21 protein-coding genes are annotated in these 23,423 nt (G+C 61.7%); 6 read left to right on the top strand and 15 right to left on the bottom strand.

Going from position 1 to position 23,423, the window contains the following annotated elements; translation table 11 throughout:
• From ASF79_RS01960 to ASF79_RS01950, 3 genes are read left to right on the top strand one after another with little or no spacing between them, the layout of a single operon-like run.
• The gene (locus tag ASF79_RS01960) at positions 1-1,041 is read left to right on the top strand and encodes a glycosyltransferase family 4 protein (protein WP_055851350.1); all 1,041 of its coding nucleotides are present in this window, start codon (positions 1-3) and stop codon (positions 1,039-1,041) included.
• Positions 1,038-2,279, top strand: coding sequence for a hypothetical protein (locus ASF79_RS01955; RefSeq protein ID WP_156366129.1), 1,242 nt, complete (start codon positions 1,038-1,040; stop codon positions 2,277-2,279). The genes ASF79_RS01960 and ASF79_RS01955 overlap by 4 nt, the downstream gene beginning before the upstream one ends.
• Entirely contained in the window at positions 2,272-2,979 is a 708-nt protein-coding gene (locus ASF79_RS01950) for an SGNH/GDSL hydrolase family protein (protein WP_082495631.1), read from the top strand. Before ASF79_RS01955 ends, ASF79_RS01950 begins: the two co-directional genes overlap by 8 nt.
• Before the next feature lie 237 nt (positions 2,980-3,216).
• Here ASF79_RS01950 and ASF79_RS16995 read toward each other — a convergent pair whose 3' ends face one another.
• The 9 genes from ASF79_RS16995 to ASF79_RS17265 all read right to left on the bottom strand — a co-directional run bounded on the left by ASF79_RS16995 (position 3,217) and on the right by ASF79_RS17265 (position 12,862).
• Positions 3,217-4,347, bottom strand: a complete 1,131-nt coding sequence (locus ASF79_RS16995; protein WP_082495630.1) for a glycosyltransferase family 4 protein — start codon at positions 4,345-4,347, stop codon at positions 3,217-3,219.
• A gap of 22 nt (positions 4,348-4,369) precedes the next feature.
• Positions 4,370-5,350, bottom strand: a complete 981-nt coding sequence (locus tag ASF79_RS01945; protein WP_055851336.1) for a GDP-mannose 4,6-dehydratase — start codon at positions 5,348-5,350, stop codon at positions 4,370-4,372.
• A 5-nt stretch (positions 5,351-5,355) separates the two neighbouring features.
• Positions 5,356-6,342 carry a GDP-mannose 4,6-dehydratase gene (locus ASF79_RS01940; protein WP_055851333.1) on the bottom strand — a complete coding sequence of 329 codons (987 nt, stop codon included), beginning with the start codon at positions 6,340-6,342 and terminating at the stop codon, positions 5,356-5,358.
• A gap of 240 nt (positions 6,343-6,582) precedes the next feature.
• Entirely contained in the window at positions 6,583-8,070 is a 1,488-nt protein-coding gene (locus ASF79_RS01935; protein WP_055851329.1) for a sugar transferase, read from the bottom strand.
• The gene (locus tag ASF79_RS01930) at positions 8,067-8,768 is read right to left on the bottom strand and encodes an arsenate reductase/protein-tyrosine-phosphatase family protein (RefSeq protein WP_055851326.1); all 702 of its coding nucleotides are present in this window, start codon (positions 8,766-8,768) and stop codon (positions 8,067-8,069) included. Before ASF79_RS01930 ends, ASF79_RS01935 begins: the two co-directional genes overlap by 4 nt.
• Positions 8,769-8,795: 27 nt before the next feature.
• A complete protein-coding gene (locus ASF79_RS01925) occupies positions 8,796-10,202 on the bottom strand; it encodes a polysaccharide biosynthesis tyrosine autokinase (RefSeq protein ID WP_055852987.1) in 1,407 nt (468 codons plus the stop codon).
• Between the two features lie 577 nt (positions 10,203-10,779).
• Positions 10,780-11,847, bottom strand: a complete 1,068-nt coding sequence (locus ASF79_RS01915; protein WP_055851319.1) for an acyltransferase family protein — start codon at positions 11,845-11,847, stop codon at positions 10,780-10,782.
• A gap of 27 nt (positions 11,848-11,874) precedes the next feature.
• On the bottom strand, positions 11,875-12,090 hold the full coding sequence (locus tag ASF79_RS01910) for a hypothetical protein (protein WP_055851316.1): 216 nt from the start codon (positions 12,088-12,090) through the stop codon (positions 11,875-11,877).
• 55 nt (positions 12,091-12,145) lie between these two features.
• The gene (locus tag ASF79_RS17265) at positions 12,146-12,862 is read right to left on the bottom strand and encodes an SGNH/GDSL hydrolase family protein (protein ID WP_162239054.1); all 717 of its coding nucleotides are present in this window, start codon (positions 12,860-12,862) and stop codon (positions 12,146-12,148) included.
• 219 nt (positions 12,863-13,081) lie between these two features.
• Here ASF79_RS17265 and ASF79_RS01900 point away from each other — a divergent pair, with 219 nt between their 5' ends.
• Entirely contained in the window at positions 13,082-13,744 is a 663-nt protein-coding gene (locus ASF79_RS01900) for a CPBP family glutamic-type intramembrane protease (RefSeq protein ID WP_055851310.1), read from the top strand.
• Positions 13,745-13,891: 147 nt separating this feature from the next.
• Here the strand turns inward: ASF79_RS01900 and ASF79_RS01895 are convergent, their stop codons facing one another.
• From ASF79_RS01895 to ASF79_RS01870, 6 genes are all read right to left on the bottom strand, one after another.
• Positions 13,892-14,422 carry a hypothetical protein gene (locus tag ASF79_RS01895; protein WP_055851306.1) on the bottom strand — a complete coding sequence of 177 codons (531 nt, stop codon included), beginning with the start codon at positions 14,420-14,422 and terminating at the stop codon, positions 13,892-13,894.
• An 86-nt stretch (positions 14,423-14,508) separates the two neighbouring features.
• Positions 14,509-15,135, bottom strand: coding sequence for a hypothetical protein (locus ASF79_RS01890; RefSeq protein WP_055851303.1), 627 nt, complete (start codon positions 15,133-15,135; stop codon positions 14,509-14,511).
• Positions 15,136-15,221: 86 nt separating this feature from the next.
• Positions 15,222-19,811: a metallophosphoesterase gene (locus ASF79_RS01885; RefSeq protein ID WP_055851301.1), complete on the bottom strand. Its 4,590-nt coding sequence runs from the start codon at positions 19,809-19,811 to the stop codon at positions 15,222-15,224.
• 145 nt (positions 19,812-19,956) lie between these two features.
• Positions 19,957-20,226, bottom strand: a complete 270-nt coding sequence (locus ASF79_RS01880; protein ID WP_055851297.1) for a hypothetical protein — start codon at positions 20,224-20,226, stop codon at positions 19,957-19,959.
• Positions 20,227-20,560: 334 nt separating this feature from the next.
• Positions 20,561-20,977, bottom strand: coding sequence for a hypothetical protein (locus ASF79_RS01875; RefSeq protein WP_055851293.1), 417 nt, complete (start codon positions 20,975-20,977; stop codon positions 20,561-20,563).
• A gap of 182 nt (positions 20,978-21,159) precedes the next feature.
• Positions 21,160-21,615 carry an SRPBCC family protein gene (locus ASF79_RS01870; protein WP_055776268.1) on the bottom strand — a complete coding sequence of 152 codons (456 nt, stop codon included), beginning with the start codon at positions 21,613-21,615 and terminating at the stop codon, positions 21,160-21,162.
• 135 nt (positions 21,616-21,750) lie between these two features.
• On the opposite strand from ASF79_RS01870, the gene ASF79_RS01865 reads away from it, so the two are divergent.
• Positions 21,751-22,605 (top strand): endonuclease/exonuclease/phosphatase family protein, encoded by an 855-nt coding sequence (locus ASF79_RS01865; RefSeq protein ID WP_055852986.1) that lies wholly within the window; start codon positions 21,751-21,753, stop codon positions 22,603-22,605.
• 9 nt (positions 22,606-22,614) lie between these two features.
• A complete protein-coding gene (locus ASF79_RS01860) occupies positions 22,615-23,265 on the top strand; it encodes a hypothetical protein (RefSeq protein ID WP_055851290.1) in 651 nt (216 codons plus the stop codon).
• Positions 23,266-23,423 lie beyond the last annotated feature (158 nt).

Genomic DNA, 23,423 nt, shown 5'->3' with positions numbered 1-23,423 from the left:
ATGATGAAGGTGGTGCTACTCAGTCTCGAGTGGCCTCATGAGGGCCATGTCGGCGGTGTTGGCCGCTACGCGTTCAGAATCGCCGATGAGCTGAAAGAGACGGTCGATCTCACCGTTGTGACGCTTGCCGGCGGCACGCCGCTCGAGGGCGCGACGATGGTCTATGTTCCTCGTGCCACGGGACGCATCGGCAGATATTACCTCACCCCGCTACGGCTTCGCCGCTTGATCGCCTCGCTAAAGGCCGACGTGATTCACGCGTTCGGTGACGACTGGGCCCTGTCGAAGAACGGAGCCCCGATCGTGAGAACCTTCTTGGGCTCGTCGTTGGCAGAAGCACGGGCATCGAAAGGCCTGCGCAGCATCAACCACTACGTTCTTGCCCTCACCGAAGCGCGCTCCAGGGCTCGGGCAGCATTCCGCATCGCTATCGGCCCTGACTCGTTCGAGACGTTTCGTTGCGACATTCTCATGCCCCCCGTCACCGCGGTTCCGCCGCCGGCCGGTGTAGGGAAAACTGACGGCCCTTCCGTTGTCTTCATCGGGTCGTTCCATGGTCGCAAGCGGGGTTGGCTCGTTGCGAAAGCTGTGCGGGAGGCACGCGCTACGACAGGCCTGCCCATCACCCTCACGGTGATCGGACCCGCGGGTGACCAAGCGAATTGGCCCGCCGACACTATGCACCTCTCCGGAGCCTCAGACGAAGCGGTGAGAGAGGCCGTCGCTTCGTCGTGGGTCTTGATGGCACCGTCCGAATACGAGGGCTTCGGCATTCCGCTCTACGAAGCGATGGCACTGCGCACTTATGCAATCGTGACCGACAACCCGGGCAGCTCGTACATCTACAACGCTGTGAGCCCGACCCCGCCGATCAGTCTCGTGCCCGAAACCGAGCTGCAGGGTGAGCTCGAAAAGCATATTCGAGGAACGGGCAGCCTCAGCACGGCGGAAAAGCAGAGCGCCTCCGCTGTCTCCGACTATCTAGTATCTGAGGCGTCCGCAGAACGGCTGGTGGAGATGTACGGGCGCCTATCTCGATGATGAAACTGCTGCGGTCGTTCTTCGACGGGAGCCGGCCTTCATCTGGGCGCTTCTTCCAGACGGCGTTTGTGACATATGCGGGCATGGGTCTTAGCCTTGTTTCCGCCCCGCTGCTCGCACGCACGCTAGGCCCTGATGGTCGAGGCGTGCTTGCGGGCGCTTTCGTATCCGTTCAGGTTCTGTCGTGGGTGGCGTTCCTGGGTCTGCCCCGAGGCCTGGCGTTGCAAGACCACAAAAGAGCCTTCATGTCGGGAGTGGGCGTCCTTGTCGTAGCTGGGCTGGGACCCATAAGCGCCCTCCTCGCGTTCCTCAGCGCCGACATTCTGTCAAATGGCGACGAGAGGATTTCGCTGGGCATCCGCATCGCCGCCGGTGTCCTCGTCTTCTCGGGGATTGGTCAAATCGGGCTCGAACTCGTGCTCGTCAGCGGTCGTATCTGGCCGTTCAACCTCATCAGAGCCTCTACCCTCGTATTTCCTTCACTGGCGTACATCGTCCTTTGGGCGTCAGGGACACTCACACTTGAAATAGCCTTTATCGTCACCCTCGCCGGGAATGCCCTGGGCAATCTCATCGGGTGCGTATTCGCAATATCTGGCATCAGACGATCCAATCGCACTCCAGTGCCTTGGAACTTCAGCTTACGTTTCTGGTCAACGTCAGCGTTCGACAGCGTCGGCGGGAGGCTCGATCAGTTACTCCTATCGGCGTTGAGTCCTGCGAGCGTTCTAGGAATGTATGCCGTCGCGATAACGTGCGCGAGTGCTTCTGGTGGGCTCACTCAAGCTCTCAACCACGTCACATACTCAAAATTTGCCAGCGCGCTAAACGCATCGACCGACAACGGCGCGTTGTTACGCAAACGCACCACAAGTGGTGCATTGCTTTCAGTCATAGTGGCCGTCCCCGTCGTCACTCTGGTCTACTTCTTCGGCGAGACACTTTTTGGGGTTGGATATCACGGCCTGGCGCTGGTGACGGCAATCCTGGTTGTTGCGCAGTTCCTCAACGATCAATGGCAGTTGCGTGTATACATGGACTCAGCGTCCGAGAATGCGTCTTCCTTGACTCTTGCTTCCGCTGCAGGCCTCTTGGCGCTGGCACTCTCCGCCTGGGCCTTCTATAGTTTCGGCGACCTGGACGGCCCCGAAATGGCCGTTTGCGTCGTCATCTTCGGTGTTGTACGACTCTCGATGCGAAGTGTGCTTAGAGGCAGGAGCACGAATCCCCGTGGCTGAGGTATTTTGCGTTTTTGGAGACTCAATCGCGAACGGTATGGGAACGAGAGGTCAATCGTATGGTCGACTCGTTGCGACACAGCTCGGCCTCGAATTTCGCGACTTTTCAGGCACGGCACGTCCAATATCGGAATCATTGTCGAATCTGCGCAAGTCGCCATTGCAACCAACGATCGCCGTTGTAGCACACGGTGTAACGGAAGCAATTCCACGCCCGACGCCTCAGATGGTCAGGCTCGTTCCCGACCGGTGGAGACAGCTCGGCTGGATGGATCCGCGCCCTTACTACTCGGCGGCGCTCAGAAGGCGCATCCTGCAAAAGATAGACTCTTCTGCTCGCTGGCGGGTAAAGAATCTTTTAATCCGCATTGGCGGGAGCTACTCCGTGATGCCTTACGCCGAATATGCCACAACCTTGAATGAGCTGGTGACTGAACTCCAGGACCGAAGTACACGGGTTATCGTCGTGGGACCTCCCGATATCTCTGAGCGATACTTTCCCGGCGCTGCAGCGGCCGAGAGGCTATACGAATCCGCTGCTCAAGCATTAGACGTCGAGACCCTTTCGCTGTCAGGTGTCCTGGACCTACGCTCGGACTACTTCGGAGATCAATTCCACCCGAATGTTCAAGGTCACGAAAAGATTGCGTCGAGTCTCGTCTCGCTGCTGAACGATGGCCCCGTCGCTGTTCCCGAGTGATCGCTACATTGTCCGTGGGGACGGAACTGCCCTGGGTCCCGAAGGCCGTCCGTAGGAATGCCGTTTGAGGAGCCCCCAGCTTGCGAGCCCCTGATGATGATCACTCAGCCATGAGCTGTTTAGAGACCACACATCGAAGACACCGGTTGTTGGGACCGGCGCCGTATCGGCGTTTATCTGGGTCAACGTGGTGTCGACGGCCTGCTGAGGTCTTTCCCTGTGTAAGCAAGTGTCGTTCTACGACGCCTCGCGGATAGCAGCCCCGTAAACCTCTGAGACGAGGGTTTCGGCATGGTCAGCGCTGTTCGGCCAGTCTTCGAGATGCCGCCGGGCGGATAAGCCCATACGCTCAGCCTGGCCGGTATCAGACGTGACATATTCAATCGCCTGCGTCAGGTCAGGCACATCTCCTGGCTTCGTCGCTAGCCCTGTTTCGCCCGGCAGCAGCCAATCGAGAATTCCGCCACTCGCACTGGCAATTACTGGCCTCCCCGCCCACGCTGCCTCTAACCCCACCAAACCAAAAGGTTCAGGCCACCGTCCAGGCATGACAACAACCGCCGACTCTTGATAGAGCCGAGGTAGCTCGTCTTCAGCTGCCCATCCATGAAAGTCGACACGGCCAGGAGCGAGGGACGCAGCCATCCTCTCTAGCTTGCTACGTAGATAACCATCTCCGACAATCCTTAACGACACGTTCGGCAATACCCCAACCGCTTCGATGAGGTCCTCCACTCCTTTCGGTCGCGCCAATCGTCCGAAATAAGTCACGAGGCCCGGGCTTGCCAATCCGTAATCAACATTGGCGTCGAAACGAGTAATTGGGCACGGGAGAATCATAACTTTGGAATCGGAGACCCCGTTGAGGACCGCCGTCTCGCCGACGTATCGCGAATACGCAACGACGGCGTCTGCTCCAAGCACACTTTTTAGATTCCGGCTGGTTGCGCGATAGTCGCTGAGTCGCTTATCGACACGGGGGGAGTGCGAACAGCTGGGCCAGTGCGCAACACAGGCTATGCCGTGGGCTTTGAAACATGGCTTTCCATCCCTGAGATACCTTGTCCGCGATGAGCATGCAAAATCGTGATTGTGGAGCGAGCGGACAATTGCTGCGGCACCATCCCAGCGATGTCGCCAATAGTCATGAGCATGGATGATGTCAGGCAGGAATTCCTCCGACGAGCCTGCCTCAATGACGTCAAGTGAACCTGGATCATGACGCGCGCACTCAACTTTCACCTCGTGCCCAAGTCTCTTCTGTTCTTCGACGAGGGCAAGTAAGTAGGTGCCGATACCTCCAGAGCGCGTGAAATCTTGAACAGAGTGAAGGATGCGCATATCAATCGATCCGAGGCGGAACGTCATTCAGCATTGCAGAAATCACGCCTTAGCCCTCGTAGCCTTCGCCCTTGACCATTGCCAGATCGTGATCAACCATTGAGTCGACGATGTCGTCGAAGTTCTTCGTCGGTCTCCAGCCCAGCACCTCGCGTGCTCGCGCTGAGTCGCCGACTTGTTCCACCGGATCAACCGGCCGCGAGAAAGACGAATCGATCGAGACGACCGCTCGCCAGTCTGAAATGCCCACTCGATCAAACGCTCGCTCCACAAATTGCTGAATAGAGTGAGTTTCGCCCGTCGCGATGACAAAGTCATCAGGCTCGGCTGCAGACGCAGCGAGGCGCAATGCTTCCGCAAAATCTGGAGCCCATCCCCAATCCCGCCGGGTGTCTAGACTCCCGAGGTCCAGGCGATCCTGCAATCCGTTAGCGATGCGCGCAGCACCCGCTGTGATCTTTCGTGTCACGAAGGCTTCGGGCCTACGCGGGGACTCGTGGTTGTACAAGATGCAGCTGCTCGCGAAGAGCCCCCGCTGCCGATAAACCCCGACCATGTGATGCGCGTAGGCCTTTGCGGCACCATAAGGAGAGGACGGATTGATCGGCGTCGACTCAGTCTGGGGTGATTCGACGGCCTGACCGAAGAGCTCGGCACTCGACGCCTGCACAAGCCGCACTTGCCTGCCAATTCTCTGCTGCAATTGCCACGCGGACTCGAGGAGTTGGGCGACCGGCAGGGCGTTGACCTCAGCCGTGTATACAGGCTCCTGCCACGAACGGAAGACCGAGCTGACAGCCGCGAGGTTATAGATCTCGTTGGGCTGAACCTCCGATACGATGCGATCCAGTGAAGCTGGAGCGGCTATGTCAGCCTCATGCAGCACTACATCGCGTTGGGTGTTCTGCGGAAGATCTGCCGCGGACAGCGACCTCACCACGCCCTCCACCCGATAGCCACGAGAGAGAAGTGATTCCACCAAGTACGAACCGTCTTGGCCGGATATTCCGGTGATGAGAGCTGTGGGCATTGCGGCTAGATCCTCGCCAGACGCTTCTGCTCGGCGACATCGTTGTGAACCATCATGGTGACGAGGGAAGGAAAGTCGACCTTCGGTTCCCATCCGAGTACGGTCCTGGCCTTGGTCGAATCGCCAATCAGCAGGTCGACCTCAGCAGGACGCATAAAGCGAGGGTCCTGCTTGACGTAGGGGACCCAGTCGTCGATGTTGACTGCTTTGAATGCCAGTTCTAGAAGCTCCCGAATCTCATGCGTCTCGTTGGTGGAGATGACATAGTCGTCGGCCTCGTCCTGCTGGAGCATGCGCCACATCGCGTCAACGTAGTCGCCGGCAAATCCCCAGTCGCGACGGGCGTCGAGGTTGCCCAATGTGATGTCTTGCTGCAGCCCCAGAGAGATTCGAGCAACTGCCTGCGTGACCTTGCGAGTAACGAATTCGGGGCCACGACGCGGGGATTCGTGGTTGAAGAGAATTCCAGACGACGCGTGCATGCCGTAGGACTCTCGATAGTTGATGGTCATGTAGTGGCCGTAGACCTTCGCGACACCATAGGGCGACCGCGGCCAGAGCAAGGTGTCCTCGTTTTGGGGCACTGTCTGCACCTTGCCAAACATCTCCGAGCTCGACGCCTGGTAGAACCGAACTTTCCTCGGATCGTCGTTCGAGTAGAGCCGCACCGCCTCGAGCGCGTTCAAGACCCCCATTCCCGTGACTTCGGAGGTGAGGTGAGCATTTTCCCACGAGTACGCAACAAACGAGATCGCGCCGAGGTTGTAGAACTCGTCGGGCTGAGAAGACTGCAGCGCCCTCAGCAGACTCGACAGATCAGTGAGGTCACCAGTCAGGATCTTCACACCGGGGACCGTAGTCTCCACTAACTCACGCTTCGGATTGTTCTGGCCGCGCATCAGCCCGAACACCTCATAGCCCTTACGAAGCAGAAGCTCTGCGAGGTAGAGGCCGTCTTGACCTGTGATTCCTGAGATTAGGGCGCGAGGCATGAGTTTCCTTATCGATGGAGGGATAGCGGTGGAAGTGTGCTTTTCGGCGGAAACTGGGCGGCGCGTCGATAGCCCCGACGACTGACCGACGACGTTGCGCTCGGCATGCTTCGTAGATAACAAACCCCCCAGAGTGTTGTCGCCATCGTAGCGGCTCTAAATAACGTTGATGTTGCCGGCTCGTTGCGCAATCTGACACCCGCTCTGGCTTTCATCGAGACGCATCCCGGCGAAGGTGTGTCAATAGGCTCCGTTGCGACCGATAACCGCCCTCGCGGTGCGCCACAGAATGTGGATGTCTCCAGTGATAGACCAATTCTCGACGTAATACAGGTCCAACCTCACCGTGTCCTCCCACGAAAGATTCGACCGTCCGCTGACCTGCCATAGGCCCGTAATGCCTGGTTTCACTAAGAAGCGTCGATGCACATGAGGGTCATATTGATCCACCTCACGCTCAAGCGGTGGTCGTGGCCCTACGAGCGACATATTGCCCCTCAGTACATTGAACAGCTGGGGCAGCTCGTCTAGGGAAAATCTGCGGAGAACCCTGCCAATAGGTGTGACTCGCGGATCATTCTCCATCTTGAATAAGACCGGGTTGCCCTTATCGTGATGCTGAGCTCGAAGTTGATCGAGCAGATCTTCAGCGTTGGTCACCATCGATCGAAATTTGAGCATAAAAAAGCGGGAGCCGTTGATCCCGACGCGCTCCTGACGAAATAAAACCGGCCCTGAGGAAGTCAGCCTGACGGTAAGGATAATTATCACAAGCAGTGGCGACAGAACAAGGATGAGCATCAAGGACGCCGCGATGTCAAACGCCCTCTTTGTGAACTGCTTTGAGCCCGTGTAGCGAGGCGTCTCCACATGGATCAGAGGCAAGCCGGCCACCGGACGCGTATGAATTCGGGGACCCCCAATGTCGGTAAGACTCGGTGCGACAACGAGGTGCTGTCGACCTGGTTCGAGTCCCCAACTGATCTCGCGAATCTTCTCAGCAGAAAGACTTTCGCTGCTCGCAATGACCACCGTATCTGCGCCGGTGCTTGCCATAGCCTCGTCGAGGCGATCGATGCTGATGAAGCAGGGAATGGAGGTGTCTTTCAAATACCCAGCTACGGACCCGTCGGGGATGCAGGCTCCGACGACGAGATACCCTGCCGAGGGCGAGCGAGCCAACTCTTTTGCAAGGTAGGTGGTCGACTCCTCAGATCCCACAAGAAGAACCCGGGATGAGTACTCGCCTTGAGCTCGTTTCACACCGAGCCATTGGCGCCACATCCACCGGGAGAACAGCAATACCACGACCCCCAATGGGAAAGCGATCAGGATGTAGCCCCGTGCAAAATCTACTTTGAAGAGGAATGCAACGATCGCAACGATGCCGAATAGACGAATGCTCGAATCGGCGATAAGCCGATATTCCTGGGTGCCGGTACCCAGAACCCGATAGCTTCGCGTGCCGAAGATGCCCAGTAGCAACATCCATGCAACAACAATGAGTACAGACATCGTCGAGTAACTCAGCGCAAACCCGTTGAAGCGCCCACTAATCTCGACATCGGAACTAGTCAGCCCGAACCAGGCGATCTGCGTTCCGAAGATAACCCAGATAAGAACGAGCAGGTCGGTCGCTACGAGGGCGTAGGCATACCGCCTGCGCCAATCGCTGGTCGCTCGTACGGCGCCAGGACCTGCGAGACCGTGGGCCTCTTGTTCAATCATTGTTCTCCCGCTTCAGCCGAGGGAAAGGACGCGGGCCCAGTTGCGAGATTACCATTACGCAACGCATCGTCATGTCCGGGCTTTTGGGTGGCCAGTGTGGCCGACTCAAGACTTTGACTCACCGCCGTGACTGCCGAAAGGATGAGCCTGCCCGCTTCGTCGTAGGTCTCGAGGGATCGGCGATAGGGATCGACGATGTCGTCGTCGCCGGGTTGCGTGACGACGCGCGACTGCCCCCTCATCGAGGCGACGACGGCGATCAAGCTACTCAGCCCTTCTCGGTTCCTGGGACTGGCCGCCGCATTGGGCATACGTTCGCCATACGTCTCTAATAGGCGGTGAAACTCTCGCAGCGTGAATGTCTTGCGGGACGCTCTCGGCACAAGCGACACGACAGCGGCCCGGTGTTCACGCGCAGCAACAAGGATAAGGTCAGCTCGTTGGACTCCTGCCGTCGTCAAGTCCCTCGCAGTGTGATCAGAAGGGTCACCGCCGAGAGCCTGCGATATGGTCGCCGCCTCAGGCGTCATGGGCCTGCCTCTAAGTGCATGAATTCCCGCGCTGCGCGTGCTGACGAAGTCAGACAACGAGCGCGTCTGTGAGCGAAACAATTGTTCGGCCAAGGGCGAACGACAAATGTTGCCCGTACACACGAATAGCACGTCGAAGAAGTTACCTTGGGCATCTGGCTCGATCATGACGGCACTCCTGTTGACGTTGCTCGCTTACTTTGAGGCGATCTCGCCCGGCAACAAGGCATCGTCGCCGTATGTATACCCGTACCCGTATCGACCGTGACCGTACGCGTCGGGCCCTTTTGTCGGAAGCATAGTCAGAACCACTCCCGAGACCGGCGCATCCACATTCGCGAGAGCAGTGAAAGCCCCCCTTAGTTGGTTCTTCTGAGTCCGCCCGGCAGCGCAGACCACAATTGTTCCACCCACGGTTCGAGCCAAGATTGCGGCATCAGTGACGGGCAGCAACGGAGCGGAGTCGAAGAGAACAACGTCGAAGGCTCGGTTGAATTCGCTGATCAGTTTGAGGAGCGCATCCGACCCGAGTAGCTCACTCGGGTTCGGCGGAATGGTTCCTGCCGGAAGTACGAACAAGTCACGCTGACCCCATGGCTGGATGACGTCTTCCGGCTCGGCGCGCCCGATGAGCAAATCGGTTAGTCCGACTGCCCCCTCAAGTCCCAGGTACTCGTGGATCTTGGGACGGCGCAGGTCCGCGTCGACCAAAAGCACTCGTGAACCAGCATCGGCTAGAGCGATCGCGAGATTGACCGCAGACGTGCTCTTGCCCTCACTCTGAATTGAAGAAGTAATGACAAAAGATCGGTTCTCACGCCCGATATCCAGGTACTGGAGATTCGTTCGGAGCGTGCGAAACGACTCAGCCCGAGGACTGCGAGGATCGTCGTGAACGATAAGAGGGCGTTCCGCCGCCTTCGGGTCGAAGACGATTCCACCCAGGATCGGGGCATCTGTAATTGCCTCGACATCGCGTTCGCTGCGAATCCGATTGTCAGATGCCTCGCGCAGAACGGCAATAGCTATTCCCAGGGCTAGACCGACCAGGCCGCCAAGCCCGATATTCAAAGGGATGTTCGGGCTCACCGGCACCTGGGGCACCTCTGCGTGCTGGACGAGCGTGAGCTTGACCGGCGACGTTGTCGCGGAGGCCGAGTTGGCGGGCGTCTCGATCTTTTCGACCACCTGAGTCAAGCTCTCGGACACGGAAGTGGCAATTTGCGACGCGAGCGCTGGATCGACATTGGTGACATCGATATCGATCAATGTTGTATTCAGGGGCGCTGTAGCAGTCACCATGGACGCAAGTTCAGCGCTGCTTAGATTCAGGTTGAGTTCGGCGATCACCGGGAGCAGGACTATCGGCGTTGTAGCCAAGTCGGCGTAGGTCTTCACTCTCTGTTGGGAGAACGTGTTTCCTTGCTGAAGATCAGAGACGGACGACCCCCCAGATGTAGACACAAATACCTTGGCCGACGAGCTGTACTTCGGTGTCTGCAGAATCGAGAACCCAGCCGCTGCGCCAATTCCGAAGAAGAGCAAAACGGCGATCAACACCCAACTCTTCTGCAGAATACGTACGTAGTCGCGAAGCTCCACGTCGGCGGCCTTCCCCTCAGGTCGATACAGCACGGCGGCGCAAAACCCCCACCGTCATCGTGCCACAATTTGGTCGGCCTCCTCGTTTCATCCTGTAATGCGGAATTAACGTGATCCGTTCTTCATCTCTCGGTGTCTCTTCGTCGGCGCGGGCGGACCCTTGCCACCCTGAGATCGTGGAGTGCACCATCTGCCCTCTTCAGATCGAGGATCGAAACCGTGTGGGTCTCGAACCGCCAGCGAATCTCCGCCGACGTTCGACCTTCACTGAGGAGCTTGTCGATCGTGGCCCAGGTGGCCACAGGCGACCCCTGCGCGCGGGCCCAACCAGACGCTGCGTCATAGACACGTTTTACTCGAGGGCGAGCCTTCTCGCTACCGAATATCTTTGCAATGCGGGGCGGAATTTCGTCTGACACTTTGCCATCTCCGTTACGCTCATGGTTGCTTAGAGCGCGTGGAGATCAGTCGAAGTTTGCCGCGCAACGAGCATCGTGGTTGTGACCGACCGACGACGCTGCCCCACGACCGATGTTAGTCGTCACGTGCTGACGAACACAGCAAAGCACTCGCCCAATTAGGGGGCAACTTGTTTTCGAGCCCCCGATTTTGACATAAACCGTTGGAGCTTTAGCGCCGGCCGCTCAACCGCGAGCCAGCTGAGCCAGGCGAAAGGCACAGTCAAGATGACCGAAGCGATCGCAAAGAGCCAGATCGGAAGAGTGGCGCCGCCGAGGACCAAGATTATGATCTGCTGCACGGGGAAGCCATAAACGTACATGCCATAGGAGATGTCGTTACGACGTCCGATTCGAGTGAAAGACCGCGGCAGGCGACTACCAAGGTAGATCATGGCGTAAGCAATGGGCACCGCCGCGAGGGGCTTGAAGAGACCAGCGATGGCCAGCACGACCGCGAGCGCGACGAGAAGCGTTGCGAGGATGACTGACGAAGGAACCTTCTCTCTATACCGATAGAGCAATGATCCCGCCAAGAAGAAACTGGCAAGACTTGCGAAATTGTCAAGCACCGGAGCGGGGAACGTCCCTGGCCAGAGTCGAAACGTTACCGAGACCGTGGTTGACAAGACGAGTAACACGACCAAAGACGCCCCGAGTAAGCGCTCGGGTATGAGCGAGACCAGCAGGCCGATGAGCACGTAGCAGAGAGCCTCGTAGAAGAGAGTCCACAAGGGGATGTTCCACACATATGGAAAAGCATTGTCGACGAGAGTGTGATCGATTGTGGTCTGCTGCACGAACAGGCCCGCGTTGGAGAGCACGTAGGTAACGGCGCTTTCCCAGTCCACCGAATTCCTCGGATCGACCAGCGTTGAAAGCGGCGCGAACACAAGCGCCACCACGATGAGCGCCACCACGAACGCGGGATAAATTCGCAAAAATCTGCGCCACAGATAGCCGACGAGTGATCTTGAGCGGAGTCGACTTGAGGTGACCAAGTAGCCGGAGATACAGAAAAACCCCGCCACCGCCACCAACCCAGGATCAGTGCCGTTAAGCATGGGCGGCACACCAAGACCGTTCACAAGCCACGAATGGCTCATGATGACAGCAGTGGCAAGGAGTAGACGGATCGCGTTGAGACTGTTGCGAGAAGGCTCGAAGACGTCGTCTATCGTCTTCATGCCCAGCCCGTCAGTTGTCGTCGATTCTTAAGCGTTGATCGGCAGCACGAAGCTGGCGAGAGCATCACTTGGTGATGCAAACGGCCCAGTCCACGCGTGTCGCGTGTGCAGGGTGGCGCTTTTCGTGTGCCAGCCGTCCGTCATGAGGTAGACCGTCGCGATCCTTCTTGGTTGTAGCGAACCGCTGCGAACCATGATGAATGCCATCGTGCCGGTTACCGATTCGAGATACACGTCGTTCATGATCAACTCCCCCAGTTGTCCTGCTCAGAATAACGCGTGGTGCGTTACCAGGGGATTACTTTTTTTGCACTAATGACGGCAGTTGAACCGCAACAGCCTCGGCCAAAATCTGTGAACCCTGTTCATTCGCAACGACCCCGTCGGAGGATAACCCCGCCGCCCAAGTACCGTTCGGCGCCGCAACTGGTGTATTCAGATCGAGGACGGCGTAGCCAGCCGTGGCAGCAGCGGTCTGAAGCAGATCGTTGAGCGCCACGACACTCTCAGTCTGGTCGTCGGACGGTGGCACGAGGGCGACGATGGGAGTCGCCCCACGAATGGCCACGGCCTTCCATAGGTTCTCGACACTCGATGCAACTGTTCCGGGCAAGGCGCCTTCTGCGACATCAGTTGACCCGGCCTGCACGATGACATAACCCGTAAGGGTAGTCGTTGCATCAACGGTCTGTTGCAGCTCCGCTACCGTCAGCGGCGACTCCGGAATGGTGGTCGAGCCGAGCACGGAAGCCGCCGTTACCCCTGACACCGAGGATGCGGCGACTGATCGGCTCCACCACGAGTCTGGAGCTAGGGCATTCTGATCACCCAACAGAGTTACCGAAGCAAGCGCTGCGGTCGTGGGCGCAACGGTCGGACTTGGTGTTGCTAGACCAAACGACGTCGCGGCCGGCCTCGACGTAGGGTCGGGGTTGATCCCTGGGCGCAGCGAAACTCCAGACAAAGCAAGCGCCGCCAGAACTAGTGCGGCGGCTGCAATGATGCCCAGCGCCATGTAGTCAGCGGTGCGCCCCAGCCTTCCGCTGTTCGGCCGTCTGCGCGTCGGTTTGTTGGCCATGAAATCCCCCGGCTATAAGAGGGTTCCAGCCTAACCGGCGATTTTTGTAGACCGCACCCGCCAATCTGATCGCAATCGAGCATCCGGTACGTTGGTCATGTGACAGTGCCTCGGGGGGAGACACCGCGAGCGCGGTGGGGAGTGCTGGAGAGCGCGGTGGGCTTTGTTGCCGCCTTTATTTTTATCACCTTGCTGATTGCTTGGCTGCGGGGAGCGATCTACTACGACCCCCATGCTGTGCTTCTACTCAGTTATGCCGTTGTCTGGGCACCGTTCCTGGGGGCGGTAGTAGTCGCTTGCTATTTGCGGGGAACGGGTTCTCTCGCTCGCGACATCGGACTTCGAATCACCTGGCTTGACCTGTTCTTCGGAGTAGGGGCAGGACTTCTCGCCAGGGCCGTCGCCGGCATTATCGAGATTGCCTTGACCGGACGGATGGTGGGACTCGGCGTTACGTTCGGCGACACGGTTTACGACGCGTGGTGGCTGTTCGGAACAATTCTGGCTCCGGTGCTCATCGCCCCGTTCATCGAGGAGCTGTTCTTTCGGGGGCTCATGCAACGCGCTGTTCAGCAAGTTAGTACCGGTCTGCTCGGTTCGCGGGCGGCGACGACCATTGCGATCTTGTTGAGCGCGCTTTTGTTCGCTCTGCTCCATCTCACCCAGGCTTCAAATCCGACCGCAGCGCTTATCCTGGGCGCGTCTGCCTTCGTATTCGGCCTGGCTGCGGCCACGATTGCTGGGATCACGGGACGGATCGGTGGGTCTGTCGTCGCGCACATCGTGTTCAACGGCACTCTCGTTCTGACGTCTCTTTGATTTCGCCGCACGGATGGTTGCACAGCCACCAGACGTCGGCACTGCAACGCTTCGTTCCACGCGAGCTAGCCCTTGAACTTGGCGCGTACCACCGGGGCAGCGGAACGCGGGCGCGATCGGCTAGCGTCGCGCTCAGGCCGCCACCGTCTAAAAGTACGGCTGCGGACAGCTCTTCTCTGCCGTGTGCAGCTCGCGGAGCGGCACGTCTTCGAACGGCGTCCAGTATGCGCCGCTCGCGTCGTACGCCTCGAAGCCCGGAGGCTGCCGCATCTCGTAGCCCAGATCGATGAGGCAGTCGCGCGACTCGAGAACCGTCTTGTAGATGCCCATACGCTCGTCGCGCGTGTAGTCGCCATAGGCGAATTGGTCACCCTCCGCGCTGCACGCATCGGAATCCGCGGCGAAGGAATCTTCGACGTCTCCCATGATCATCATCGTCGTCGAGGCGCTACCCTCCTCGAGATCGACCTCCATCGGCCACCCCTTCGCCCCCATGCAGTTCGCGAAGTCGGCGACGAGCTGAGCCTGCGAGATGTGCGGCGTGGGCGGCGTGGGCGGCGTCGCCCGCGAGATCTCGTCTCCCGCCATGGCGAACCCCACGACGGCTACGCCGCCGAGAAGACAGACGACAGCGACGGATGCCCATCTCAGAGCGTTGCCCGCAGGGCGTTTCGTCATCACCCGATGCTCTCGGATCGACGGCCCGACTGCAATCGTTTGTGCGTGGTCAAAGCAGCGCCGACGGGACTCGGCGTCTCACACGATCAGCCGCAGTACTCCTTAGGAGCCGAGGCGTGATCAGAAACGTGGATGCCCTGAACCGATCCCTCCGACATAGCGAAGGTGATGTAGCCACCCGAGCCATTCGTGATGACGTAGGCACCGTACGACGCGTCGCCGTTCAACAGAGCGTCGGGGTACACGGCAAGAATGTCGGCCTCGGTCGAGCCGACCCGGATGCCCTCGGCCGTGTGCGGCGCCTGATCGGTCAGGGGTTCCCGCCCGAACGTTGTCACCACCAGATCCCACGGAACATCGTCGGTATGAGCGACCCCGACCTGAGGCTGGATACCCGAGGTGTACAGGGTGAGCGGAGGGCAGGCTTCTGTCAGTCGCTCCGGCGCAGGGATGATCGCTGCGATCTGCGAGAACGATTCACTGAACTCGATGGGGCCGACGCCGGTGTACGTGATGATCCAGTCGGCGGTGTTGTCCGTATAGACGGGTACGGCAGGAACCGCCGGCGCGGCATCGGGAGTGGGCGATGCCGTGGGCACAGGAGTTGGCGTCGATGACGGAGTGGCCGTCGGTGTCGACGTCGGGTCCGCAGACGACGACGCGCATCCGGTGAGCAAGAGCAGCAGAACAGGCACTGCGAGGTATCGACGCATATCGCCATCCTGGCGGATCGGCGGAGGTGCCGTCGTAACGATCCGACGACACCCCCGGGGTGGTCTCGATACGGTCGCTGCGCGACCTACTCGACCGGTGAGGACGGGCGCGCCGTTCGGCGTCGCCAGGCCACCCGCGCGCCGGCCAGGCCGGCCAGCAGCAGAGCCAGCGCCATCCACAGGCCGACCCTCGGGTCTGCACCCGTCGCGGCCAGGGTCTCAGACGAAGACGAACCCGAACCCGAACCGGCCGGGGCGGCCGCACCCGGCTGCCCACCGGCATCCGGAGCACCAGGCTGAGTCGGATCACTCGGCGTGCCGGGGTCGCTCGGCTCCGTCGGAACCTCCGCCGCCACCACCCGGAACGTGCTAACACCCGACGTGAACTGCGCTCCGAACGGGTCGCTGACCTTCACGTACCAGCCCACCTCGCCGAGCGGCGCGGTCGGCCAGGCCATGGTGGCCTCGGTTCCGCTGGCGACTCCGGCGACCGAGCCGATCGTCTGCGTGGTCTGCACCTCGGCCGTGAACGCGTTGGTGCGCAGGGTCTTGGTCTTCGGCTGGATGCCCAGAGTCGCGTAGGGCACCACGAATTCTTGGTGCTCCTGCTCGAGAGACGGGTCTTCGGAGTCGTAGTCGTCGAGCGACGGCGAGTAGGTGCGCACCGTCATCTTCTGACCCACGTTGTCGAACTGCATCAGGCGCAGGTAGCCGAGGCCGCCCTCTGCCAGGCCCTGGTAGTCGAACAGCATCTGCGTCACCGTGCGGTCCGGCACGCCATCCGCGTTGTCATCGAACTGGTCGTAGCGCGTGAAGGCGTCGTGATAATGACCAGACATCACCATCATGACGTTCGGGTTCGTGGCGATGACCTCGTCGTAGATGCGCTGCGGCACCGGGCCGAGTCCACCCGTGGTGAGCATGTACTCGTGCAGGTTGATGATCGCCTTGCGCTCGGGGTACTGCGCGAGCGTCGCGTTCATCCACGCGATCTCGGCGTCGCCCGGAGCCCAGCCCATGTAGAGCTGAATGAAGTCGATGCCGCCGGCGCTGATCAGGTCGTAGTGACCGCGGTTGTCGAGGTGGCTGCCGCCGTACCAGGGGTTCGACTCGAACCGCTGCTGCCCGAACCACTGGCTGTACTGCGTGTAGTCGTTCGTCATCTGGTTCACATCGTGGTTGCCGGCCAGCACGCCGTACGGCAGACCCGCGGCATCCAACTTGTCGTAGGCCGCGTCGGCCCGCACCCACTGGTCGTTGATCAGGCTGTTGTCGACGATGTCGCCGGTGTGCGTCACGTACTGCAGGTTGAGGTTGTCGCGCTGCGTCAAAAAGAAGTTGTGGATCGCCTCCTGGTGCTTGTAGTTGTTCGGGTCGGCGTTGTAGTACTGCGTGTCTGACTCCCACCCGAGGGTGAAGTCGTAGTCGCTGCGCGGGGTGTCGGATGCGTTCAGCGGCGTGATCGGGGTGTCTCGCGTCGAGCGCGGTGCACCCGAGAAGCCCTCCGAGTGCTGCACCAGCACCTGCATCGCTCCGTTCGCGGTGTGGTCCGCGGCGGCGACGGTGGCGATGAGTCCGAACTCCACGTCGTCGGAGTCGACGGTCACGTGCCGGTCGATCTCCTCCCACACGCCGGTCGTCACGTTGCGCACGTACATGAGCACCTTGGCGCCCGTGTTCGCCGAGCCTGTCCAGGTGAGCTTCGTCTGGTAGTCGGCACCGGCGTCGGCCGGAATCGCCACATCGAAGACCTGGTACGGCAGCGCCGTGTCAGAGCTGATCTCGGTGTCGAGACCGTCCACTCCGCCGAGCGCCGACACCTCGTCGGCGCTGAGCGCACGGGCGGCTGCCGGATCGGCGTCGACCTCGGTCGACACCTCGGTGGTGCCCAGGCGGCTCGAGACTCCGCCGTTTGCGGCGTCGAGCTCGTAGCCCCGCGAGAACTCCACGGCGAGCGTGTCACCGCTCGGGTCGTCGACGCGGGCCTTCAGCTCGGCCTTGCCCTCGAGCACCTCGGCGCCCTCCTCGGGCAGAACGGTGATTCCCGACGGCTGCTCCACCGGCGTCGTGAAGACCACGCTCGTGTCGGTCACGTTTCCGACGTTGTCGGTGCCCTTCAGCGCGAGGGTGTGTCGGCCTCCGGCCAGATCGACGCTGGATGCTCGATACGGCAGCTTCACGGCCTGGCCATCGAGGGTCGCGACGAACGCGCTCACGCCCGATCCGGCATCCGTGGCCTCGCCGGTCATGACGAACTCGCCGCGATACTCGCTCTCGGCAACCATGTTGGTGGTCACCGCGGGGGCGGTGTTGTCGACGTTGACCGTGCGCTCGACGCGCTGGTCGCCGGCGGATGCGCCGATCACATGTGCGCCGTCAGCGACCGTGGTCGTGTCCCACTGGTGGGCCACCGAGCCGAACGCGTCATCGGGAAGCGTGAACACCGCATCGTAGAAGTCGAGCTTGCCGGCGGAGTCGCCCATCTGCAGAACGCGCGCCGGGTCGTCGTAGCCGGCGGGGCGCAGTGCCCGCCCATCCGGAAGCACGAGCCTGAGGTTCTGGATCGTGAAGTCGTCGTTGTTCTCGACGCTGAGCTCGGGCGCCGCCTTCGTGCCGGCCCACACGCTGAGCGTGAGCGGCTGGCCCGCGGTGACGTAGCTCAGCGGAACGGCGGTGGTGATCGTCTCGGTTCCCTCGAAGATGCCCTCGTCGAAGATGGTGAGAATGTCGGTGCCGATGAGCACGCCGTTGCGGAAGAAGGTGTTCACTCCCCCGGCCTCGAAGGCGAAGTAGGGCTCACGCTCGAGCGACCGGGTGGTGTCGGCCACGGCCGCTCCATCGATGTCGAGGGATGCGCCGGGCGGGGTGCTCGCAGACGCCGCGACGCGGGTCGTCTTGTTGAGCCACTGGCCCTCGGTCACGTTGAGGCGAACCGGGTCGGTGTTGCCCTGCGTCACGGTGACGCGGCGGGTCTCGGTGGTGACGGTGTTGGTTCCGTCGCGCACCTCGACCGAGTACTCGAGCCAGGCCTTGCCGTAGAGGTCGACGCCGGGGATCTCGTACGCGTAGCGCGAGAGCGGGTCATTGGGATCGGTGTCGGCGGGGTCGACGCGCTGGCCGAGCAGGTCGATGACCATCGGCGTGGTGTCGACGTCGTTGCTCACCGTGAGGCGCACGGTGCGCACCTGGCGGTCGTCGGTGATGGTGAAGTCGATCGGAAAGTCGACCGCCGGGTCGACGGTGTCGCCCGTGTTGTCGGTGATCGCGGGCGCCTGCGCATCCGCCGGCACGACCACGAGGCCGGCCGGAACCTGGTCTGCGGTGACCGAGCCAGGGGTGGCCGGCGCCTTGCGCAGCAGGGTCTGCTTGGTGATGTCGGCGGCGTCGAAGCCGTACTGAATGCCCTGCTCTGCGTCGACGTCATCGACCGTGGAGACCATGTTGTAGTACGCGCGGTTGAGGGCGAAGCCGGTGTTCGTCACGATCTGCATACCGCGGGCCGAGCCGTTGGCCATACCGGCCGAGACCACGTCGAGGAGCTGGTTCTGCGTGAGCGTCGTGTTGAAGTGCGCGTTGAAGTCGGCGAGGCCGAGCGTGCTGTTCGACGGGTTCTTCACCCAGAGCACGAGCTTGCCGCCCGACGGAATGATGACGTCGCGGGGCGTGCTCGGCCACAGGGCGGTCGACGAGTTCGTTTGGTCAGTGACCGGGTAGAGGTAGCGCAGGCTGTAGTCAGACCAGTCGATCGCGCTGTCGCTCGAGTTGTAGACCTCGATGAACTCGTAGCCGTCGGCGCTGCCTACGTTGGTGGAGTCGGGCAGCAGCTCGGTGATCTGCAGCGGCGAGGCCACGAGGGTGGGGTCGGGGGCCGGCGCCGGGTCGGCCGGGGTGGTCGGTTCGGTGGTGGGGGCCGTCGTCGGGGCCGTCGTGGGTTCCGTGGTCGGTTCCGTCGTGGGTGCCGGGGATGTCGTGGGCTCGGGCGACGTTGTGGGCGTCGGTTCCGGGTCGGTCGGCGCGGGCGGCAGGAGCACGGCAGGGTCGACGACTCCGGGGCTCGGAACGGCGGTCGACGCCGCGAGCGTCATGCTGCGCTGCGTGGAGTCTGCGGGGCGCGAGAACTGGGCGACGCGATCGACGGCGACCGAGCCGGCCGGGTAGAACGACCACGAGATGGCCGTGCCGTCGGCGCCGACAACGCGGATTCCGCGGCCACCGGCGTTGGCCATACCGGCCTGGCCGGTGACGGGAACGACGGTGTAGGCATCCGGCGTCGTGCCCGTGACGCCCGCCCAGTAGGCGCGGAAGTCTGCCGTCGTGTACTTCGTCGTGTCGACGGAGCCCGAGGTGTAGTTGAGCCACAGCACGACGGGGGTGCCGGCGGGAAGCACGGTACCGGCGGGAGCGGTGAACGGAACGTCTCTGGTGCGGTCGTCGGAATCGACGTATGTATAGGCGAGCGACAAGCCGCCCGCGCCGACCGTGATGTCGCTCGCCGAGGTGTTCACGACCTCGACGTACTCGAACGAGTCGACGCCGGTGTTGTCAGGCGCGATCTCGGTGACGATCACCTCTGCAACCGGCGGAGCCGCGAAGGCGGGAACCGCACTCGATCCGATGAGGGCCGCGGCGAGAGCCGAGGCGAAGATGGGCAGAGCGAACAAGCGTGAGCGAAGCAACGTGGAAACCCCAGAGATGAACGAACAAAACTCCTCGAACCTATGAGTTCAAGGTCGTTTCTCAGGGAACTTTAAGGGAGACAGTCCGTGAACGGCCGGTGTCCTACAGGGGCAGCGGCCTATATCTCGCCGAAGTTGCGAGCAGTTATCGCCTCGAGCGGCGCTCACCCACGGTCAGTCCTGCCCAGAAGGCGGCGGCCAGCAGACCAAACACGAGGATGACCACTGCATAGATTATCGGGTTCGTCACCATGTGCACACCGTCGGGTGTGAACACGTCACCCGATAGCGGCGAGTACGCGAACCAGCCGAATGAGACGGGTTGAGCGGCGAGAAACACCGCAGCCACCGATCCGACTAACACGGCGACGATAGCGACGACCAGCAGGAGACGTTTCACGGAGGCGAACGTCATGCCCCTACCGTACGGAGTTCTCAGCGCGAGAGGGCGATCGATGTCAGCTGTCCGCCACTCGAATCCGTGCGCCCCGAAATGCGCTTATCAGCAGATTTGAGAGCATTTCGCGCCGAATGGATGGGCTGCCTACCCGACAGTGCACTCCGTACCAGCTCGCGTAGCGCCGTATCGCCCTTCCCGGCGTTGACGAAGGGCAGTTTGGCTCCACACGATCGCGGGTTGCGATTCATGTCGCGCCATTTCGCCCTTCGAGAGCGACGGGATGGGCAATACGGCGCCACTCGACGAAGAATCGATGTTGGCGATGCGACACCACGCGACGCGAAGGGGCTCAGCGCGAGAGGGCGACGAATACCAGGGTGAGGCTGATGCCGGCAACGACGACGAGGCCGCCGAGCTTGAGTACATCGGGAGACGGCATTGTGAGCGAGCGCCGCGCTGCGCGGGCCTTCTGCGCGAAGGAGGACTGAGCGGGTGACTTCGCGACGGGCGACGCCGCGCGGGGCTCGGTAGTCGCCTTGGCTGCGGAGCGTGTTGCCGGCGCGGCGTTCTCGGCGGCAGCATCCGGAGCCCGGCGACTCGGCGTCGGCTCGGCACGCTTGGCCGGAGCCTCGGCTGGCAGAAGCGCGGGAGCCGCTACCTTCGGGGCCTCGTCGACCGGGGCAGCAGCGCCCTCGGCATCGTTTTCTTCCTCGCCGAATTCGGCGAGCAGAGCGTCGAAGGTGAACTCGCGCTCAGCAACAGTCATGTTTGCGTGATCGCGGGCGGGCACAGGGGCAGTCATGGCATCCGAGCTGTGAGAAAAGAGGTGAAAAGTAGAAGGCGCCCATTCAGCGTAGGGGGTGAACCAACGCCTTCTACTCCTCCAAACATAAGGATTTCTCAGCTCTTTGTAAAGTCGAGCTGAATTCGGTCGAAATCAGGCGTGAACTACGCCTGCACCTCGCCGCGCCATGCGCCGTCGGGGTGCTGCTCCGACTCGATGTACTCCTTGAAGTTCTTGAGGTCTTTCTTCACTGCGTGGCCGCCGACGCCCACTGCGGAGCCGAGCTTCTCGAGCAGGCCCTTAGGCTCCCAGTCGAGCTGAACAGTCACGCGGGTCTCGGTGTCGGCGAGCTTGTGGAACGTCACGACGCCGGCGTGGTCGACCTCGCCACCGGTGCTGTTCCAGGCGACGCGCTCGTCGGGGTGCTGCTCGGTGATGTTCGCCTCGAAGGTGCGCTCGACTCCGCCAACGCTCACCTTCCACTCGGTGAGGGTGTCGGTCACCTGCTGGATGGACTCGACCTCGTCGAGAAACTTCGGGAACTCCTCGAATTGCGTCCACTGGTTGTAGGCGACGGAGACGGGAACAGAAACGTCGACGGTCTCGATGATCTGGGGCATAAGAGTAACTCCTTGAATTGCGTTATCAGCTTGTCCGTACGTTCACGACGTTACGTCGCCCGGCCTATCGGCAGACACCCCCTTGACGCGCGGCTCATGCAGCACAAGACATGCAGCGCGGCCTACGCTGGCCCCATGACTGACGCCCCGATCTTCGGCCCGGCCCACGCACCCGACCTGCATGTGATGACCTACAACATCCGGCGTCGTATGCGGCAGAACGCGCCCGGGAGCCCCGATCTGTGGTCGAGGCGCCAGCCCCTGCTGCGTCAGCTCATCTCCCGCGAGCGCCCCACCGTGCTCGCCACCCAGGAGGCCCTGCCCGACCAAGCCCTCTTCATCTCGGCGGTGCTCGGCCCGCACTATCGCCGCATCGGATACGGCCGCAATGCCGACGGCACCGGCGAGGGATGCCCCCTATTCTATGACTCGCGTCGGCTGCATCTCGAGAGCTGGCAGCAGATCGCCCTGTCAGAGACACCGGATGTCGCGGGGTCGCGCTCCTGGGGCAACCTCATTCCGCGCGTGGCCGTGGTCGCCCGCTTCATCGACGTGAAGACGCACGAACCCCTTCGCGTGGTGAGCACGCACTTCGACCACATCTCCCGGCGCGCTCGACTGCGCTCCGCACAACAGCTCGCCGCCCTCGCTGCATCGAGCGACGAACCGATCATCGTGATGGGCGACATGAACACCGACGTCGGCACCGTTCCGTTCGACGCGATCGCCGGCGTCGACGGCCCCCTCGTGGATGCCTGGGCCGCGGCGGACGTTCGGCTCACCGCCCCGTGGGGAACGTTCTCGAACTACCGCTCTCCCAAGACCGGCACCAAGCGCATCGACTGGATCCTCGTGAGCCCCGAGCTGCAGGTGCGCGAGGCGGCCATCAATACCTCGCGTTTCGACGGCGCAGCCGCATCCGATCACGAGCCCGTGCAGGTGCTGCTGCGGCCGCGCAAGTCCCCCGCGGGCGACGCCGCCGCTGGATAGTCTTCAAGGGTGATCACCGACACCTTTCTTCGGCGGCCGAGCGGCGCGGACGAGATCGCGGCCGATGCGCTGCGCGTTCTCGGCGTTCTGAGCGTGGTCGCGGGCGGAATCGGCTGGGGCTTCGTCGAGGTGGCCGTCTTCGCGCTCACGCTGCTCGGCATGCTCGTGCCCCGCTTTCTCGGCGTACGCCCCGGCTTCGATATCGCCATCGGCGGCACCCTGCTGGTGGCCGCCTGGAGCGGCGTCTTCGAGCTCTACACCTCGATCGACTGGCTCGACGTGGTCATCCACTTCGCCGCGAACGGGGTGCTCGCCGGGCTGATCTTCGTGGTGGCCGCACGCGTCGGCATCGTGGCCGACGTCGCGCCGGGAACCCGTTCGGCCATTCGCTCGGCGGTGCTGACGACCGCATTCGGACTCTCGGCGGGCGTGCTGTGGGAGATGGGCGAGTGGGCCGGCCACACCTACATCGACTCGGCCATCTACGTGGGCTACGACGACACCATCGGCGACCTCGCGGTGGGCGGGATGGGCTCGTTGCTCGCGGGTCTCTGCATCCGGTGGCTCGCAGCCGAGAGCCGGTGGCCGGCGCCCGCCACTGAGGGCATCGAGCACGGTGCCAGTAGACAAAAGAGGAGCGCCGGCTCTCTTGGGGGTTGAACCGGCGCTCTCTCGATACAAAGCTATGGACTACCGGAGCCCATTACTAGGAGGTTGAGCATTTTTCACCCCTGTTTTCACCCCTTGTCGGTGTGGTCTCGGCGCTAACGGAGCACGTTTTGAGCAACGCGCCGACGTCGACGGTCACGTTGGCGGCG

Source organism: Agreia sp. Leaf335, assembly GCF_001423605.1.
In the GTDB taxonomy this organism is placed as follows: domain Bacteria; phylum Actinomycetota; class Actinomycetes; order Actinomycetales; family Microbacteriaceae; genus Agreia.
This window is presented reverse-complemented; position numbering and strand designations above follow the sequence as displayed.

Bases quoted from the DNA above. Each gene is read 5' to 3' on its own strand.
- ASF79_RS01915 (WP_055851319.1), bottom strand. From the start codon at position 11,847: ATGAAGACGATAGACGACGTCTTCGAGCCTTCTCGCAACAGTCTCAAC.
- ASF79_RS01910 (WP_055851316.1), bottom strand. From the start codon at position 12,090: ATGAACGACGTGTATCTCGAATCGGTAACCGGCACGATGGCATTCATC.
- ASF79_RS16995 (WP_082495630.1), bottom strand. From the start codon at position 4,347: ATGACGTTCCGCCTCGGATCGATTGATATGCGCATCCTTCACTCTGTT.
- ASF79_RS01935 (WP_055851329.1), bottom strand. From the start codon at position 8,070: ATGATTGAACAAGAGGCCCACGGTCTCGCAGGTCCTGGCGCCGTACGA.
- ASF79_RS01865 (WP_055852986.1), top strand. From the start codon at position 21,751: ATGACTGACGCCCCGATCTTCGGCCCGGCCCACGCACCCGACCTGCAT.
- ASF79_RS01945 (WP_055851336.1), bottom strand. From the start codon at position 5,350: ATGCCCACAGCTCTCATCACCGGAATATCCGGCCAAGACGGTTCGTAC.
- ASF79_RS01955 (WP_156366129.1), top strand. From the start codon at position 1,038: ATGATGAAACTGCTGCGGTCGTTCTTCGACGGGAGCCGGCCTTCATCT.
- ASF79_RS01890 (WP_055851303.1), bottom strand. From the start codon at position 15,135: ATGCGTCGATACCTCGCAGTGCCTGTTCTGCTGCTCTTGCTCACCGGA.
- ASF79_RS01880 (WP_055851297.1), bottom strand. From the start codon at position 20,226: ATGACGTTCGCCTCCGTGAAACGTCTCCTGCTGGTCGTCGCTATCGTC.
- ASF79_RS01960 (WP_055851350.1), top strand. From the start codon at position 1: ATGATGAAGGTGGTGCTACTCAGTCTCGAGTGGCCTCATGAGGGCCAT.
- ASF79_RS01940 (WP_055851333.1), bottom strand. From the start codon at position 6,342: ATGCCTCGCGCCCTAATCTCAGGAATCACAGGTCAAGACGGCCTCTAC.
- ASF79_RS01870 (WP_055776268.1), bottom strand. From the start codon at position 21,615: ATGCCCCAGATCATCGAGACCGTCGACGTTTCTGTTCCCGTCTCCGTC.
- ASF79_RS01875 (WP_055851293.1), bottom strand. From the start codon at position 20,977: ATGACTGTTGCTGAGCGCGAGTTCACCTTCGACGCTCTGCTCGCCGAA.
- ASF79_RS17265 (WP_162239054.1), bottom strand. From the start codon at position 12,862: ATGGCGCTGGGCATCATTGCAGCCGCCGCACTAGTTCTGGCGGCGCTT.
- ASF79_RS01930 (WP_055851326.1), bottom strand. From the start codon at position 8,768: ATGATCGAGCCAGATGCCCAAGGTAACTTCTTCGACGTGCTATTCGTG.
- ASF79_RS01895 (WP_055851306.1), bottom strand. From the start codon at position 14,422: ATGACGAAACGCCCTGCGGGCAACGCTCTGAGATGGGCATCCGTCGCT.